The organism is Streptomyces sp. NBC_01241 (assembly GCF_041435435.1).
GTDB lineage: Bacteria > Actinomycetota > Actinomycetes > Streptomycetales > Streptomycetaceae > Streptomyces.
Window position 1 is genome coordinate 2,176,501 of sequence record NZ_CP108494.1, and the last position, 16,134, is coordinate 2,192,634.

The following is a 16,134-nucleotide window of genomic DNA, read 5'->3' on the forward strand; positions in this document are numbered from 1 at the left end:
CACGCCCAACCCGGACCCGCGCGTCGGCGGCGGGTTCGGCGAGCAGCCGCTGCTCGCGGGCGGCGGCTGGACCACCGCCTGGCGCGAGCGGCGCGAAGGCGCCGGCCGACTGCTCGCCGCACGCCTCGTGTTCCGCTTCCCCGGCCAGGATTCCAGGGCGACGACCGACGCGCTACGAGCCGTGGACCGCACCCTCGCCACCGCCCCGGACCGGCTGGCGGACGCGTCGATCGCGTCGCTGCGCGTCCAGGGCGCCTTCCTCGTGGACGCGGATCGCTCCGGCGGTGCCACGCGCTGGGTACGGGTGCACAGCGAGGCGGGCGTCCCGCTGACCCCGGACCACTCCATCACGGGCGGGATCGACGTACAGGACGCGCACGGGCGCCCGCTGCCCCGGCGGGTTACCGATCCCGCCCGGATCACGGTCGCTCTGCCGCGCGGTGGCACGGCGGTGGTCACCCCGCACGGCACGCGCCATCCGGGGACGGGCCCGCGCGACGTGCCGTCGAACGGGACGTGGACGCGCCAGGGTCTGTCGGACTGGAACCGGTCCGCCCGGCTCCACGGGTACGGGCCGTCGGCTACAGGGCGCGCCGCATCGCCCGGTGGGCGATCCCCGCGTCCGGGAACTCGGGGCCGTACGCCGCATACCCGAGCCGCTCGTAGAAGCCGAGCGCATGGGTCTGGGCGTGCAGGTCGACGGCCGCCAGGCCGAGGTCCCGGGCCGCGTCCTCGATGGCCCGGACCAGCGCCACGCCGACGCCCAGACCGCGCGCCCGCTTGATCACCGCCAGCCGGCCGAGCGAGCCGACGGTGGGATCGCCGCCGGTCCTGTCGGCTGCGGCGGGGCCGTGCAGCAGCCGTCCGGTGCCGAGCGGCGAACCGTCCGCCGCGACGGCGATCACATGCACCGCGTCCGCGTCGTGGGCGTCGTACTCGATCTCCTCGGGCACGTTCTGCTCACCGACGAAGACGTCCTTGCGGACCTGGAAACAGGCGGCGCGGTCCTGCTCGTCGACGACGGTACGGGTGGTGTACGAACCGGGCGTGCCGGTCATTCGCTCTCCGCCGCGATCGTGTCCAGGGCGTGCCGGAGATCGTCCGGGTACACGCTGGCGAACTCCACCCAGCTGCCGTCGGACGGGTGCTCGAAGCCGAGCCGGACGGCGTGCAGCCACTGCCGCGTCAGGCCGAGCCGCTTGGCGATCGTCGGGTCGGCGCCGTAGGTGAGGTCACCGACGCAGGGGTGCCGGTGCGCGGACATGTGCACCCGGATCTGGTGCGTGCGGCCCGTCTCCAGCTTGATGTCCAGGAGGCTGGCGGAGCGGTAGGCCTCGATGAGGTCGTAGTGCGTCACGGAGGGCTTGCCCTCGGCCGTGACGGCCCACTTGTAGTCGTGTTGGGGGTGGCGCCCGATGGGGGCGTCGATGGTGCCGCTCATCGGGTCCGGGTGGCCCTGCACCAGCGCGTGGTACTTCTTCTCGACGACCCGGTCGCGGAACTGCGCCTTCAGCAGGGTGTAGGCCCGCTCGGACTTGGCGACGACCATCAGGCCGGAGGTGCCGACGTCGAGGCGGTGGACGATGCCCTGGCGCTCGGCGGCGCCGGACGTCGAGATCCGGTACCCGGCCGCGGCGAGACCGCCGATGACGGTCGTGCCGGTCCAGCCGGGGCTCGGGTGGGCGGCGACCCCGACCGGCTTCATGATCACGACGATGTCGTCGTCGTCGTGCACGATCTCCATGCCCTCGACGGGCTCGGCGACGATCTGCACCGGAGCGGCCGCCTGCGGCATCTCGACTTCCAGCCAGGCACCACCCCGTACCCGCTCGGACTTTCCGACCACCGCACCGTCCACCTGTACCTTCCCGGCAGCGGCCAGGTCGGCGGCCTTGGTGCGGGAGAAACCGAACATCCGGGAAATGGCGGCGTCGACACGCTCGCCTTCCAGACCGTCGGGTACGGGCAGGGTGCGGACCTCGGGATACGTACTCACCTGTCGAGTATGCCTTGCGCCCGCTAGTCCTTGTGCACGGTGCCGTCGGGGTCCAGGCCCTTGAAGGAAAGGATCACGATCAGGATGCCGCCGCAGACGATCGCGGAGTCGGCGAGGTTGAAGACTGCGAAGTGCGCGGGCGCGATGAAGTCCACCACCGCGCCCTGGAAGGTGCCGGGAGCGCGGAAGATGCGGTCGGTGAGGTTGCCGAGCGCACCGCCCAGCAGCAGGCCGAGCGCGATGGCCCACGGCAGGCTGTAGAGCTTGCGGGCGAGACGTGCGATCACCACGATGACCGTCGCCGCGATGAAGGTGAAGATGATCGTGTAGGCCTCGCCGATTCCGAACGCGGCGCCCGCGTTACGGATCGCGTCGAGCCTCAGCCAGTCGCCGATGATCTCGACCGGCGGATGGTGCTCCAGCTTCGCGACCACGATCATCTTGCTGATCAGGTCGAGCAGATAGGCGAAGACGGCCACGCCGAAGAGCACCATGATCTTCCGCTTGCCCCTGCTCGGGGCCGTCTCCTCGCCCCGGCCCTCGACCTCGTCCCCTTCGGTCCCCTCAGCATCGGGGATGTCCGGCGTACCGATGATGCGCTCCGCCTCTGCCACGTGAATCCCTCAACCTAGGTTCCTGACTGAGGACGAGGGTACGACACACGGCCCCGGATCAACCGCGGCGCTCCTGCTTCTGTTTGTCCTCGACACAGAGCGTCGCCCGGGGGAACGCCTGCATCCGTGCCTTGCCGATCGGATTGCCGCAGACCTCGCACAGTCCGTACGTCCCGGCGTCGAGGCGGGCCAGCGCCCGCTCGGTCTGGTCGAGCATCTCCTGGGCGTTGGCGGCGAGCGACATCTCGTGCTCGCGGGTGATGTTCTTGGTGCCGGTGTCCGCCTCGTCGTCACCCGCCCCGTCGCCGGAGTCACGCATCAGCCCGGCGAGCGCGGCACCCGCTGCCTCCAGCTCACTGCGCAGCCGCGTGATCTCGCTGCTCAGCAGGGCCCGGGCTTCCTCGACCTCCTGCGGCGTCCAGGGATCCTCGCCCGGCCGGACCGCCAGCTCGCCGGGGGCTGTCGTGACGACTCCACGGGCCGGGGGCACGGGCGCCGCGCCCTTGCCGGCCGTGCGGGTCCGGGCCGCGCTCTTCTTGGCTACCACCGTGTGGGCTCCCGTCTGCTCGGCGGCCTCGGCCGCCACCATGGCCGCCGCGGCGGCCTTCTTGGCCGCGGTCTTCTTCGCAGCTGTCTTCTTGGCCGGCGCCGTGTGCCCGGCGCCCACGTGTGCGGCGGGCACCGCCTTCTTCCTGGCTGCGGTCTTCTTCTCCGCGTCCTTGCCGGCCGGGGCCTTCCTTGCCGGCACCTTCTTCTCAGCCACTTTCTTCACAACAGCCCTCTTCACAGCAGCCTTCTTCGCCGCCTTCTTCACGGCCGTTTCCGTCACGGCCGTCTTCTTTCCGGCCGCCGCACCCGTGGATTCCGCCGACGCCGACTTCTTCTCGGCAGTCTTCTTCACCACCATGGCCGCGGCCCCTTCACATATTGTGATCTTGCACGCGAATCGTGCTGGGACGATAAATCGACTCCAGCGCCGCGGCAACGGGGCACGCCGCCGGATCGCCCCTCCCCGTGCCCGATGCCGACGCGCCTGAATCCGTTGTGCCCAGCTCCGCGCCGGGTAATCCGCCTCCCGGCCGCCCGCCCGGAGTCCGTACGTACGCGTCTGCCCAATCGGGTCACGACCCGCCCCACGGGTTAAACCGGTCGGCCGTCGCCCGTACGGGCCCGTACACTGGCCTGAGCGAGAGGCGTGGATGGGACGAGTAGCGTCGTACGCAGCCAGGAGCGACCCGGGGACGGTGGGAGCCCGGGGGCGAGCGCGTCGTGAAGATCACCCGGAGCCGTCGGAAGAACGCCGCAGGGCAAGTAGAACCGGCATCGCGACCCCAATGAGGGGGTCACGGGCGCACGCCCGGGGCCAAGGAGGGTGGTACCGCGGGAGTCGATGAGGCTCTCGTCCCTCCGACGGAAGTGGAAAACGTCCGCCGGAGGAAGTCCGCCCATGACATCGCCGCAGTACCGCCAGGTACCCGCCCAGGTCGACCTGCCCGCGCTGGAGCACGCCGTGCTCGATTTCTGGCGCGAGAGCAAGGTCTTCGCCAAGAGCCTCGAACAGTCCGAGGGCCGCCCCGAGTGGGTCTTCTACGAGGGCCCGCCCACCGCCAACGGCATGCCCGGCGCCCACCACATCGAAGCCCGCGTCTTCAAGGACGTCTTCCCCCGCTTCCGCACCATGCAGGGCTACCACGTCGGCCGCAAGGCCGGCTGGGACTGCCACGGACTGCCGGTCGAGCTCGCGGTCGAGAAGGAGCTGGGCTTCAACGGCAAGAAGGACATCGAGGCGTACGGCATCGCCGAGTTCAACGCCAAGTGCCGCGAGTCCGTGACCCGGCACACCGACGCGTTCACCGAGCTCACGACCCGGATGGGCTACTGGGTCGACCTCGACGACGCGTACCGCACGATGGACCCCGAGTACGTCGAGTCGGTGTGGTGGTCGCTGAAGGAGATCTTCAACAAGGGCCTGCTGGTCCAGGACCACCGCGTCGCCCCCTGGTGCCCCCGCTGCGGCACCGGCCTCTCCGACCACGAGCTGGCGCAGGGGTACGAGACGGTCGTCGACCCGTCGGTCTTCGTCCGCTTCCCCCTCACCTCGGGCCCGCTGGCCGGTGACGCCTCGCTCCTCGTCTGGACGACCACACCCTGGACCCTGGTCTCCAACACCGCCGTCGCCGCGCACCCTGACGTCACCTATGTCGTCGCGACGAACGGCGAGGAGAAGCTCGTCGTTGCGCAGCCGCTCGTCGAGAAGGCGCTGGGCGAGGGCTGGGAGCCCACCGGCCAGACCTTCACCGGCCGCGAGATGGAGCGCTGGACGTACGAGCGCCCGTTCACCCTCGTGGACTTCCCGGCCGAGGCGCACTACGTCGTCAACGCCGAGTACGTGACGACCGAGGACGGTACGGGTCTGGTCCACCAGTCCCCCGCCTTCGGCGCCGACGACCTCGTCGTCTGCAAGGCGTACGGCCTGCCGGTCGTGAACCCGGTCCGCCCCGACGGCACCTTCGAGGAGGACCTGCCGCTGGTCGGCGGCGTCTTCTTCAAGAAGGCCGACGAGGCGCTCACCGAGGACCTGGCCGCCCGCGGCAAGCTCTTCCGGCACGTCCCGTACGAGCACAGCTACCCGCACTGCTGGCGCTGCCACACCGCGCTCCTCTACTACGCGCAGCCGTCCTGGTACATCCGTACGACCGCCATCAAGGGCCGGCTCCTCGAAGAGAACGAGAAGACGAACTGGTTCCCGGACTCGGTCAAGCACGGCCGCTTCGGTGACTGGCTGAACAACAACGTCGACTGGGCGCTGTCCCGCAACCGCTACTGGGGCACCCCGCTGCCGATCTGGCGCTGCGAGGACAGCCACCTCACCTGCGTCGGCTCGCGCGCCGAGCTGAGCGGGCTCACCGGCACCGACCTCTCCGGTCTCGACCCGCACCGCCCGTTCATCGACGAGATCACGTTCACGTGCTCGCACGAGAACTGCCAGCTGGAGGCGTACCGCGTCCCCGAGGTCATCGACGCCTGGTACGACTCGGGCTCGATGCCGTTCGCGCAGTGGGGCTACCCGTACAAGAACAAGGAGATCTTCGAGAGCCGCTACCCGGCGCAGTTCATCTCGGAGGCCATCGACCAGACCCGCGGCTGGTTCTACACGCTGATGGCGGTCGGCACGCTGGTCTTCGACAAGTCGTCGTACGAGAACGTGGTCTGCCTGGGCCACATCCTCGCCGAGGACGGCCGCAAGATGTCCAAGCACCTCGGGAACATCCTGCAGCCGATCCCCCTCATGGATCAGCACGGCGCGGACGCGGTGCGCTGGTTCATGGCGGCGGGCGGCTCCCCGTGGGCGGCGCGCCGCGTCGGCCACACCACGATCCAGGAGGTCGTCCGCAAGACCCTCCTGACGTACTGGAACACGGTCGCCTTCCAGGCCCTGTACGCCCGTACGTCCGGCTGGGCGCCGTCCGCGGCCGATCCGGCCCCGGCGGACCGCACGGTCCTGGACCGCTGGCTGCTGAGCGAGCTGAACGCCCTGGTGGACCAGGTCACGCAGGCTCTGGAGGGGTACGACACCCAGCGCGCCGGCAAGCTGCTGTCGTCGTTCGTCGACGACCTGTCCAACTGGTACGTACGCCGCTCGCGCCGCCGCTTCTGGCAGGGCGACAAAGCGGCGCTGCGCACGCTGCACGAGGTCGTCGAGACGGTGACCCGGCTGATGGCCCCGCTCACCCCGTTCATCACCGAGCGGGTCTGGCAGGACCTGGTCGTTCCGGTCGCTCCGGACGCCCCCGAGTCGGTCCACCTCTCCGGCTGGCCCAAGGCCGACCTCGCGGCGATCGACCCGGCGCTCTCCACCCGGATGGCGCTGGTGCGCCGCCTGGTCGAGCTGGGCCGGGCCACCCGTGCCGAGTCCGGCGTCAAGACCCGTCAGCCGCTGTCCCGCGCCCTGGTCGCGGCGGCGGGCTTCGAGTCCCTCTCCCCCGAGCTGCACGCCCAGATCACGGAGGAGCTGAACGTCTCCTCGCTGGCCTCGCTCTCCGAAGTCGGCGGCTCGCTGGTCGACACGACCGCGAAGGCGAACTTCCGGGCGCTCGGCAAGCGGTTCGGCAAGGGTGTCCAGGCGGTGGCCAAGGCGGTCGCGGACGCCGACGCGGCGGCCCTGTCGCTGGCCCTGCGCGAGGGCACGGCGTCGGTCGAGGTGGATGGCGAGACGGTCACCCTCTCCCCCGACGAGGTGATCATCACCGAGACGCCGCGCGAGGGCTGGTCGGTGGCGTCCGACTCGGGCGCGACGGTCGCCCTGGACCTGGAGATCACCCCGGAGCTGCGCCGTGCGGGCCTCGCCCGTGACGCGATCCGCCTCATCCAGGAGGCCCGCAAGAACAGCGGCCTGGACGTCGCGGACCGCATCGCCGTCCGCTGGACGTCGGCCTCCCCCGCCACGGTGGAGGCCCTGACCGAGCACGCGACCCTGATCGCGGACGAGGTCCTGGCCCTGGACTACGCACAGGGCGAGGCGGACGCGGCGTACGGCGCCCCGTTCGAGGACGAGGGCCTGGCCCTGACGTTCCGCCTGCGCAAGACGGAGCAGTAGCCCAAGCCCATCGGAGGCCCGCCCGGAACCCACGTTCCGGGCGGGCCTCCGGCACATCCGAGCCCCTCCGGCGATGGAAACGGTCCCGCCGCAGGCGCGCGCCACGCCCACACCCACCCACGGCAAAAGGGCCGGGCCCCGGGGAAACCCCGGGGCCCGGCCCTCAGCCTGCCGACGGCTACGCGCTCACCGCGCGCACGCGTCTCAGTTGTCGTCCTCGTCGATCAGGAACCCGCGCATCGGCGAAGGAGCCTGCTGCATCGGCTGCGGCGCCTGCGGCCGCACCGGCGCCATCGGCTGGGTCATCGCCGGCGACATCTGCTGCTGGCCACCGTACGAGGGGCCACCGCCCATCGACGGGTTGCCGCCCATCGGCTGGCTGCCGTGACCTCCGTGGTTGCCGCCGCCCATGGTGTGACCCATGGCACCCGCACCGGCCGGAGCCAGCGAGGGCGACGGCGGCAGGGAAGCGGTCGCCGGGGTCCGCGGCGGGGCCAGCGAGTCGTCGGCCTGGGTCTCCAGCTGACGCAGCTGGCTCTCCAGGTAGGACTTCAGCCTGGTCCGGTACTCGCGCTCGAAGCCGCGCAGGTCCTCGACCTTGCGCTCCAGCGTCGCGCGGGCCGACTCCAGCGAGCCCATCGCCACGCGGTGCTTCTCCTGCGCGTCCCGCTCCAGCGCGTCCGCCTTGGCACGTGCGTCGCGCTCCAGGCCCTCGGCACGGCTGCGCGCCTCGCCGACGATCTTGTTGGCCTCGGAACGGGCCTCCGCGATCGCCTGGTCGGCGGTCTGCTGCGCGAGCGAGAGGACACGGGCGGCGCTGTCGCCGCCGGGGCCCTGACCGGGCTGCTGCATCTGCGGCGGCTGCTGCATCTGCTGCATCTGCTGCTGCGGGGCGTGACCGCCCATCGGGCCGCCCATCGGGCCACCCATGGGACCGCCCTGCATCGGACCGGGGCCGTGCGGGCCCTGCGGACCGGGGCCGTGCTGACCCTGGGGACCGGGACCATGACCGCTGGGACCGGCGGGCAGCTGCGGAGCACCACCAGGCAGCTGGGGCGGACCCATCTGCGGGGGCTGCTGCTGGACCGGCGGACCCGATATGGCGGCGGGCACAGGCGCCCCGGGCCGGTCCTGCGGCTCCGGCTTGCGCATCCCCTGCTGCTGGTTCTGCGCGGCTGCACGCGTGGCGGCGGCCAGCTTGGCGCGCAGGTCCTCGTTCTCACGGAGCAGGCGGGTCAGCTCGGACTCGACCTCGTCGAGGAAGGCATCGACCTCGTCCTCGTCATAGCCTTCTCGGAGGCGGACGGTCGTGAACTGCTTGTTCCGCACGTCCTCGGGGGTCAGCGGCATCTCTTCTTCACCTCTACGTAGTCGTCGGCAGTCGGCAAGACCGTATCGCTCACAGCCTGGTCACAATGCTGATCAGGATGTAGACGATGATCATCAGAACGAAGAAGGACAGGTCGAGTGCCACGCCCCCGAGACGCAGCGGCGGGATGAACCGCCGCAGAAGCTTGAGCGGTGGATCCGTGACAGTGTAGGTGGCCTCAAGTATGACCACCATCGGCTTGCCGGGCTGCCATGAACGTGCGAACTGGAAGACGTAGTCCATGACCAGCCGGAAGATCAGCACGATGAGGAAACACATCAACGCGATATAGACAACTTGCAGTACGACGCCCATTTCGCGCTTCCCTCTCCCCTGACTCTCGTAGCTCCGGCCTTACGGCCGGGTTGTTCCCGGTGTCGCGTTCTCAGCTCTGGTTGAAGAATCCGCCCTCAGCGATGCGGGCCTTGTCCTCCGCCGTGACATCGACGTTAGCAGGCGACAACAGGAACACCTTCTGCGTCACGCGCTCAATGCTGCCATGGAGACCGAAGACGAGTCCCGCGGCAAAGTCGACAAGTCGCTTCGCGTCCGTATCGTCCATCTCCGTGAGATTCATGATCACCGGAGTGCCCTCACGGAAGTGTTCCCCGATGGTACGGGCCTCGTTGTAGGTCCTGGGGTGCAGCGTGGTGATGCGGTAGGGCTCCCGCTCGGACACAACCTTGGGCATGATCACCGGCGCGTTCTTCTCCATGTTCGGGCGTTCAGGTGTGATGGATGCCACGGGGGCGATTCGGGCGGGTCGCTCCCTTTCCGCCGGGATCTGAACCGGTTCCCGCTGCGCGGGAGGCTGCACCACTCGTACCGGTTCGTCCCGTTCCCGGTCCCGCTCCACCTGATGCGCGGGCTGGTGCCGCCGCCGGTCGCGCTCGGGCTCCGGCTCGGGTTCGAATTCGTCGTCGGGGTCGAACCCCGGACCGTCGTACCCATCGTCCTCCACGAGGCCGAGGTAGACCGCCATCTTGCGCATCGCGCCGGCCATGCTCTGAGTCCTCCGCTCTGTGGTGGATCGGCATCTGTCACCAAGTGCCCCGCGATCCACTGAGGCCTGCCCGCCATAGGCGGGAATGACCATATTTTCTGCTGTGGTCCGACCTGCTTGGCGACGTTACCCGAGCCTCGGTCGGACTCCGAGTACCGCCGTACCGACGCGCACATGTGTCGCTCCGGCCGCAACGGCATCCTCGAGGTCCGTGCTCATCCCCGCGGAGACCATGTTCGCAGCCGGATGGTTCCCGCGCAGGCGGGATGAGAATTCCATCAGCCGGTCGAAGGCGGCGCGTTGCCGTCCCGCATACGGTCCGGCGAGCGGCGCGACGGTCATCAGACCGCCGAGCCGCAGTCCGGGCGCGGCTTCGACCGCCGCGGCCAACTCCTCGATCCCGTCCGGCGCGACGCCGCCCCGGTCACCCCGCTCACCGCTCTCCGCGTCGAGCGCGACCTGGACGAGACAGCCGAGTTCGCGCCCTTCGCGCACGGCCGCCGCCGAGAGAGCCGTGACCAATTTGGTCCGATCCACCGACTGTACGACGTTTGCGTAACTCGCCACAGAGCGAACCTTATTGGTCTGCAACTGACCGACAAAGTGCCAGGTGAGCGACAGATCCGCACATTCGGCTGCTTTGGGCGCCGCGTCCTGGTCACGATTCTCTGCGACATGACGCACACCGAGTTCATGCAGAATCCGCACATCGCTCGCGGGATAGGTCTTGGTGACCACGATGAGGGTCACTTCTTCCCGATTGCGGCCGGCGGCGATACAGGCGGAAGCAATGCGTTCTTCCACCTGTGCCAGATTTTCGGCGAGTTGAGTCTTACGGTCCGTCATGCCCTATCAGTCCAACCAGACATATCCGGCGAGCCGCCCGGTGATGCGGTCGCGGCGGTACGAGAAGTGGTCGCCCGATTCGAGAGTGCAGACCGGCGATGCGAGCCGGTCCTCGACCCCGAGGGCTTCGAGTTGCGCGTGGACCCCCGCGGTGACGTCCACGGCCGGGGTGCCCCAACTGGTCTCGGACCAGGAGGCCGGGACGCTCTCGGCGACCTCGGCACGCATCCGGGACGGGACTTCGTAGCACCGTCCGCAGACCGCCGGTCCGGTACGGGCGACGATCCGGGAGGGTTCGGCGCCCAGTCCGGTCATGGCCTCGACCGTGGCCGGAACGATTCCGGCGACGAGGCCGGGACGGCCCGCGTGCGCGGCCGCCGCGACCCCGGCGACCGGGTCGGCGAGGAGTACGGGGGTGCAGTCGGCGGTGAGCACGGCGAGCGGGAGTCCGCGCCGCGCGGTCACCACCGCGTCCACCGCGGGGATCTCCGAAGCGTCTCCCCACGGGCCGTCGACGACCGCGACGTCCCGCCCGTGCACCTGGTTCATCCAGACGACCTGCGCCGGGTCGAGACCGAGGGCCCCGGCGGCCCGCTCCCGATTGGCCAGAACGGCGGCGAGGTCGTCTCCGACCGCGCCGCCGAGGTTGAGCTCCTCGTACGGAGCGGCGCTCACCCCGCCCCACCTGTCGGTGAAGGCGAAGTGCGCGCCGCGGCCCCCCGAGGTTACTGAGGACACTGCGGGAACTGCGTGATGCCGACCTATCACTTCAAGAAGTCCGGAACATCCAGTTCCTCGGCCTGGGAGTCCTGGTAGGGACGGGCCGGCGGGATGTGCGGCGGAGTGACCGGCGGCAGGTGGCTCTCGCCGACCGCCGATACGGGCTCGGCCTGGACCGGGGGCTCCTCGCGCGGGATCACGGAGCCCAGTCCGCCGCTCTGGCGCACGGGCTCGGCGGTCCGGACCGGCGGAGCCGGCTCCTCGCGCTTGGTGGAGTTCGCGCCCAGGACGTTCTCGCGCCGGGCCGGCGGCTGTCCGCCGTCGAAACCCGCCGCGATCACGGTGACGCGGACCTCGTCGCCCAGTGCGTCGTCGATGACCGCACCGAAGATGATGTTCGCCTCGGGGTGAGCCGCCTCGCTCACCAGCTGGGCGGCCTCGTTGATCTCGAAGAGACCGAGGTCGCTGCCGCCGGAGATGGAGAGCAGGACACCGCGGGCGCCGTCGATGGACGCCTCCAGGAGCGGCGAGGAGATCGCCATCTCCGCGGCGGCCACGGCGCGGTCGTCGCCGCGGGCCGAGCCGATGCCCATGAGTGCCGATCCGGCCTCGGACATGACCGACTTGACGTCGGCAAAGTCGAGGTTGATCAGGCCCGGGGTCGTGATGAGGTCGGTGATGCCCTGGACGCCCGAGAGCAGCACCTGGTCGGCCGACTTGAACGCGTCGAGCACGCTGACCTGGCGGTCCGAGATGGACAGCAGTCGGTCGTTGGGAATGACGATGAGGGTGTCGACCTCTTCGCGGAGCTCGGCGATGCCGTCCTCCGCCTGGTTCGCGCGCCGCCGGCCCTCGAAGGTGAACGGGCGGGTGACCACGCCGATCGTGAGGGCGCCGAGCGAGCGTGCGATGTTGGCGACGACGGGTGCGCCGCCGGTGCCGGTGCCGCCGCCCTCTCCGGCGGTGACGAAGACCATGTCGGCCCCCTTGAGGACCTCCTCGATCTCCTCACGGTGGTCCTCTGCCGCTTTGCGACCGACGGCCGGGTTGGCCCCGGCGCCGAGGCCGCGGGTGAGTTCGCGGCCGACGTCGAGCTTGACGTCGGCGTCGCTCATCAACAGGGCTTGCGCATCCGTGTTGATCGCGATGAACTCGACGCCCTTGAGACCGACCTCGATCATTCGGTTGATGGCATTGACACCACCGCCGCCGACACCGATGACCTTGATGACTGCGAGGTAGTTCTGCGGTGCTGCCACGTCGAAGGCCTCTCGCCTCGAGTTACGTGTCGTCGCTGTGCGGGGGTCCCGCCGCGACGACGGATGCCGATTGGGACGGTCCGAAACGCCGACCCAAACCCTAACGTTGAAGTTTAGGGTTACCAGTGTGTCTGTTTCATGGACTCTTCCGAACAGGACACTAAGTCGACAAGTGGCGCACGTTCAACGAACACGCCGAACCTCCCGTTTTTCTTTTCACCCTATGTGATCACCCGTAGCGCTGACCAACCAGGGTGCTGGCCAGGCCAAATGTGCGTCAACTACCGGACACGGCAGGGGCGGTGGGTGCACTCACGTCGAAGTGTCCCGCTTTGGGAGCGGCTTTCATGAGAGCGGTGAGGACTTTCGCCTTCGCCGGCCCGTCTTTGCCACTGCCCCAGATCACCGTGCGACCACGGGTGAGTTCCAGGGAGATCGAGTCGTACGAGGTGACCCGTACGACCTGGGTGTCCTTGGCGACGCCCACCGGAAGCCCGCCCGCGACCCGGACCGCTTCCCGCACCAGCCGGGCGCTGCCGAAGCGGCGCAGACTTGCCGACCGACCGGGCGCCAATTCAAGCAGAGGTACCTGCCCGGGTGATTTGTCCACCGTCGCGAAACGCACTCCTTTCGCGTCCACTTCGGTAAACTTTGTACCCTTTTTCATCAACAGGACCGGCTGCCGTTCGGTCACCTCGAGTCCGATTCCATGCGGCCATGACCGTACGACATCCACCGAGTCGATCCGTGGCAGCTTCCGGCGCAACCGGTCGGCGATGGCATCGGTGTCCACGGAGATCAGGGGAGCACCGATCGGTACGGCCGCGGCGGCCTTCACCTCGGCCGGTGTCAGCACGTCGAGGCCGGTGATCCTGACCTGTTCGGCCCGGAGCCAGGAGGAGCCGTAGAGCGCCCACACGGCGCCGGAGCCGAGCAGGAGCACCAGCGCGCCGATGACGATCAGCTGTCCGCGGCTGGGCCGCCTGCGGCCTTCGGGGTGCGGGCGCGGCGGGCGGGCCGGGGAGTCCTCCTGCTGCGCTGCACCGCGCTGGGCGGTCGTCGGTCCGGCCACGCTCGCTCCTTACGCCGGGTCCGGGGGCATCGCCCCCGGACCCGTCCGCCTCACGCGCCTCGGCGTGCGGCAATCGCCTCGTACACCATGCCGACGAGCAGATCGTCGGCGTCCCTGCGGCCGAACTCGGCGGCGGCGCGGGACATCTCGTACAACCGGTGCGGATCCGCGAGCACCGGCAGGACGTTGCCCTGCACCCACTCGGGGGTGAGCGCCGCGTCATCCACCAGCAGACCGCCGCCGGCGTTGACCACCGGCTGGGCGTTGAGCCGCTGTTCGCCGTTGCCGATGGGCAGCGGTACGTAGGCGGCGGGGAGCCCGACGGCGGAGAGTTCGGCGACGGTCATCGCGCCCGCACGGCAGAGCATCATGTCGGCCGCAGCGTACGCGAGGTCCATCCGGTCCACGTACGGTACCGGGATATAGGGCGGCATACCGGGCATGTTGTCGATGCGCGGCAATTCGTTCTTCGGGCCGACCACGTGCAGGATCTGGATCCCGGAGCGCTGCAGCAGCGGGGCGACCCGCTGGACCACCTCGTTGAGATGGCGGGCGCCCTGCGAGCCGCCGGAGACCAGCAGCGTCGGCAGGTTGGGGTCGAGGCCGAAGGCCGCACGCGCCTCGGGACGGACCCGGGCCCGGTCCAGGGTGGCGATGGTCCGGCGCAGCGGGATGCCGATGTAGCGGGCACCGCGCAGCTTGCTGTCGGGGGTGGAGACGGCGACCCCGTGGGCGTACCGGGAACCGATCTTGTTGGCCAGGCCCGGCCGGGCGTTGGCCTCATGGACGACGATCGGCACACCGGCCCGCTTGGCGGCGAGGTAGCCGGGCAGGGCGACGTAGCCGCCGAAGCCGACGACGCAGTCCGCCTTGGTGCGCTCCAGGATCTGCTCGGCGGCCTTGATGGTGCCGCGCAGCCGTCCCGGGACGGTGATCAGTTCCGGGGTGGGCTTGCGTGGCAGCGGCACGGCCGGGATCAGGGCGAGTTCGTACCCCCGCTCGGGTACGAGCCTGGTCTCGAGTCCGCGCTCCGTGCCGAGGGCAGTGATTCCCACGCTCGGGTCCTGCCTGCGCAGGGCGTCCGCGAGGGCAAGCGCGGGCTCGATGTGGCCGGCGGTCCCCCCACCGGCGAGTACGACATGCACCGAAATTCACCGCTCTCCGGACGGACGCTTCTTGACGCGCCGTCTCATCGTCTTCCATCTCACCCCGGGCCTCCGCATGGCCAGGGCCGCCTTCGCGGCGGGATCCTCTCGCGCGAACGCGATCAGCAGCCCGACAGCGAACATGGTCGGCAGCAGGGCCGATCCTCCGTAGGAGAACAGCGGGAGCGGGACACCGGCGATCGGCAGCAGGCCGAGCACCGCACCGATGTTGATCACGGTCTGCACCATGATCCAGGTGGTCACACCTCCCGCGGCGTACCTCACGAAGGGGTCCTCCGTGCGTCCGGCCACGCGGATACCCGCATAGCCTAGAGCCGCGAAGAGGGCGAGTACCGACAGCGTCCCCGCCAACCCCAGTTCCTCCCCGGTGATGGCGAAGATGAAGTCCGTGTGCGGTTCGGGTAGTTGACCCCATTTTTCCACACTCGCGCCGATCCCGGAACCGAACCATCCGCCGGACGCCAGGGCGTAGATTCCGTGCACGGCCTGCCAGCAGGAGTCCCCGGGCCCGGGATCGCTGGCGCCGACGCAGGCGAGCCTGGACATCCGGTTCGGGCTGGTCTTGATCAGCACGAAGGCGATCACCCCGGCGAAACCGAGCACCCCGGCGAAGAGCCGGGTGGGGGCCCCGGCCAGCCAGAGCAGTCCGAACAGGATCGCCGTGAGAATGATCGCAGTGCCCATGTCGCCGCCGAGCATGATCAGCCCGAGGAGCAGGAAGGCGACCGGGACGAGCGGCACGAGCATGTGTTTCCACTGCGTCAGCAGCTGTTTGTCCTGTTTGCGGGCGAGCAGGTCCGCGCTCCACAGAACCAGGGCCAGTTTCCCGAACTCACTGGGCTGGAGAAGGAAGGGACCGCCCAGGGAGAGCCAGTTCTGGTTGCCGTTGATCGACATTCCGATCCCCGGCACCTGAACCAGCACCATCAGGAAGACGGTCCCCGCGAGCAGCGGGTAGGCGAACGCCCGGTGCAGTTTGGTGGGCATACGGGCGGCGATCGCCATCAGTCCGCCGCCGATCACGGCGGCGAGGAGCTGTTTGCGGAAGAAGTAGGTGCCGGGTTTATCCAGCTCCAGGGCCTTGATCATCGAGGCGGAGTAGACCATCACCAGGCCGAGCACGGTGATCAGCAGGCCGGCGCCCAGGATCAGGTAGTACGCGGTCAGAGGGCGGTCCCAGGTCCGGCGTGCCTGCTCGTACATCCGGCGCGCGCCGCCGCCGCGCGGGGCACGGGGGGTGCCGGTGGAACGCCCCTTGGAACGGGGCACGGAGGGGCGCCGGGAGCCGGTGACCGGCCGGACACGCAGGGCGGGGCCCAGCGGCGCCGGGACGGCCGCGCCGGCGAGGAGGGGCCGTGCGAACGCCCGGCTGATCGCCACGGTGGCCCGTGAGCGGTCCTCACGGGGTGCGGCGGAGCTCTCTTCGGCCGGCATTGTCGCTGTCCCCTCCACTGCTCGTGCCCGGGGCCGCAGCCGAGGGCCGCGGCCCGTG

Annotated in this window: 15 protein-coding genes; 1 reads left to right on the plus strand and 14 read right to left on the minus strand. The window is 69.9% G+C overall.

Translation table 11 applies throughout. The features are described 5' to 3' along the window. Nucleotides 1–172: 172 nt before the first annotated feature. The 5 genes from OG306_RS09440 to OG306_RS09460 all read right to left on the minus strand — a co-directional run bounded on the left by OG306_RS09440 (nt 173) and on the right by OG306_RS09460 (nt 3,517). A complete protein-coding gene (locus OG306_RS09440) occupies nt 173–478 on the minus strand; it encodes a hypothetical protein (RefSeq protein WP_327349934.1) in 306 nt (101 codons plus the stop codon). Nucleotides 479–581: 103 nt separating this feature from the next. Then, nucleotides 582–1,058, minus strand: a complete 477-nt coding sequence (locus OG306_RS09445) for a GNAT family N-acetyltransferase (RefSeq protein WP_266745646.1) — start codon at nt 1,056–1,058, stop codon at nt 582–584. Further along, complete coding sequence (locus tag OG306_RS09450) at nt 1,055–1,996, minus strand: RluA family pseudouridine synthase (protein WP_266745647.1); 942 nt, start codon at nt 1,994–1,996, stop codon at nt 1,055–1,057. The genes OG306_RS09445 and OG306_RS09450 overlap by 4 nt, the downstream gene beginning before the upstream one ends. Nucleotides 1,997–2,019: 23 nt before the next feature. Continuing rightward, nucleotides 2,020–2,610, minus strand: coding sequence for a signal peptidase II (lspA, locus tag OG306_RS09455; RefSeq protein ID WP_266745648.1), 591 nt, complete (start codon nt 2,608–2,610; stop codon nt 2,020–2,022). 58 nt (nt 2,611–2,668) lie between these two features. Further along, nucleotides 2,669–3,517 (minus strand): TraR/DksA family transcriptional regulator, encoded by an 849-nt coding sequence (locus OG306_RS09460; RefSeq protein WP_327349933.1) that lies wholly within the window; start codon nt 3,515–3,517, stop codon nt 2,669–2,671. Nucleotides 3,518–4,057: 540 nt separating this feature from the next. Here OG306_RS09460 and ileS point away from each other — a divergent pair. Further along, nucleotides 4,058–7,207 carry an isoleucine--tRNA ligase gene (gene ileS / locus OG306_RS09465; RefSeq protein WP_327349932.1) on the plus strand — a complete coding sequence of 1,050 codons (3,150 nt, stop codon included), beginning with the start codon at nt 4,058–4,060 and terminating at the stop codon, nt 7,205–7,207. 204 nt (nt 7,208–7,411) lie between these two features. On the opposite strand, the gene OG306_RS09470 is transcribed toward ileS, so the two are convergent. The 9 genes from OG306_RS09470 to ftsW all read right to left on the minus strand — a co-directional run bounded on the left by OG306_RS09470 (nt 7,412) and on the right by ftsW (nt 16,076). Continuing rightward, nucleotides 7,412–8,557 carry a DivIVA domain-containing protein gene (locus tag OG306_RS09470; RefSeq protein ID WP_266906948.1) on the minus strand — a complete coding sequence of 382 codons (1,146 nt, stop codon included), beginning with the start codon at nt 8,555–8,557 and terminating at the stop codon, nt 7,412–7,414. Between the two features lie 49 nt (nt 8,558–8,606). Continuing rightward, the gene (locus OG306_RS09475; RefSeq protein ID WP_266745652.1) at nt 8,607–8,891 is read right to left on the minus strand and encodes a YggT family protein; all 285 of its coding nucleotides are present in this window, start codon (nt 8,889–8,891) and stop codon (nt 8,607–8,609) included. A gap of 70 nt (nt 8,892–8,961) precedes the next feature. Beyond that, on the minus strand, nt 8,962–9,579 hold the full coding sequence (locus OG306_RS09480) for a cell division protein SepF (protein WP_114244064.1): 618 nt from the start codon (nt 9,577–9,579) through the stop codon (nt 8,962–8,964). A gap of 126 nt (nt 9,580–9,705) precedes the next feature. Then, nucleotides 9,706–10,425, minus strand: a complete 720-nt coding sequence (locus OG306_RS09485; protein ID WP_266745653.1) for a YggS family pyridoxal phosphate-dependent enzyme — start codon at nt 10,423–10,425, stop codon at nt 9,706–9,708. Between the two features lie 6 nt (nt 10,426–10,431). Beyond that, nucleotides 10,432–11,193 (minus strand): peptidoglycan editing factor PgeF, encoded by a 762-nt coding sequence (pgeF, locus tag OG306_RS09490; RefSeq protein WP_371665230.1) that lies wholly within the window; start codon nt 11,191–11,193, stop codon nt 10,432–10,434. Then, the gene (gene ftsZ, locus OG306_RS09495) at nt 11,190–12,404 is read right to left on the minus strand and encodes a cell division protein FtsZ (RefSeq protein ID WP_266745655.1); all 1,215 of its coding nucleotides are present in this window, start codon (nt 12,402–12,404) and stop codon (nt 11,190–11,192) included. Before ftsZ ends, pgeF begins: the two co-directional genes overlap by 4 nt. Before the next feature lie 277 nt (nt 12,405–12,681). After that, on the minus strand, nt 12,682–13,476 hold the full coding sequence (locus OG306_RS09500; protein ID WP_266745656.1) for a cell division protein FtsQ/DivIB: 795 nt from the start codon (nt 13,474–13,476) through the stop codon (nt 12,682–12,684). Between the two features lie 50 nt (nt 13,477–13,526). Then, complete coding sequence (murG, locus tag OG306_RS09505) at nt 13,527–14,621, minus strand: undecaprenyldiphospho-muramoylpentapeptide beta-N-acetylglucosaminyltransferase (protein ID WP_266745657.1); 1,095 nt, start codon at nt 14,619–14,621, stop codon at nt 13,527–13,529. Between the two features lie 6 nt (nt 14,622–14,627). Then, nucleotides 14,628–16,076, minus strand: coding sequence for a putative lipid II flippase FtsW (gene ftsW / locus OG306_RS09510; protein WP_266745658.1), 1,449 nt, complete (start codon nt 16,074–16,076; stop codon nt 14,628–14,630). Nucleotides 16,077–16,134: the final 58 nt, after the last annotated feature.

Excerpts from the sequence above, each read along its gene's own strand:
- OG306_RS09485 (WP_266745653.1), bottom strand. The coding sequence starts at position 10,425 with ATGACGGACCGTAAGACTCAACTCGCCGAAAATCTGGCACAGGTGGAA.
- OG306_RS09480 (WP_114244064.1), bottom strand. The coding sequence starts at position 9,579 with ATGGCCGGCGCGATGCGCAAGATGGCGGTCTACCTCGGCCTCGTGGAG.
- OG306_RS09460 (WP_327349933.1), bottom strand. The coding sequence starts at position 3,517 with ATGGTGGTGAAGAAGACTGCCGAGAAGAAGTCGGCGTCGGCGGAATCC.
- OG306_RS09470 (WP_266906948.1), bottom strand. The coding sequence starts at position 8,557 with ATGCCGCTGACCCCCGAGGACGTGCGGAACAAGCAGTTCACGACCGTC.
- OG306_RS09440 (WP_327349934.1), bottom strand. The coding sequence starts at position 478 with ATGGCGCGTGCCGTGCGGGGTGACCACCGCCGTGCCACCGCGCGGCAG.
- ileS (WP_327349932.1), top strand. The coding sequence starts at position 4,058 with ATGACATCGCCGCAGTACCGCCAGGTACCCGCCCAGGTCGACCTGCCC.
- ftsW (WP_266745658.1), bottom strand. The coding sequence starts at position 16,076 with ATGCCGGCCGAAGAGAGCTCCGCCGCACCCCGTGAGGACCGCTCACGG.
- OG306_RS09475 (WP_266745652.1), bottom strand. The coding sequence starts at position 8,891 with ATGGGCGTCGTACTGCAAGTTGTCTATATCGCGTTGATGTGTTTCCTC.
- OG306_RS09445 (WP_266745646.1), bottom strand. The coding sequence starts at position 1,058 with ATGACCGGCACGCCCGGTTCGTACACCACCCGTACCGTCGTCGACGAG.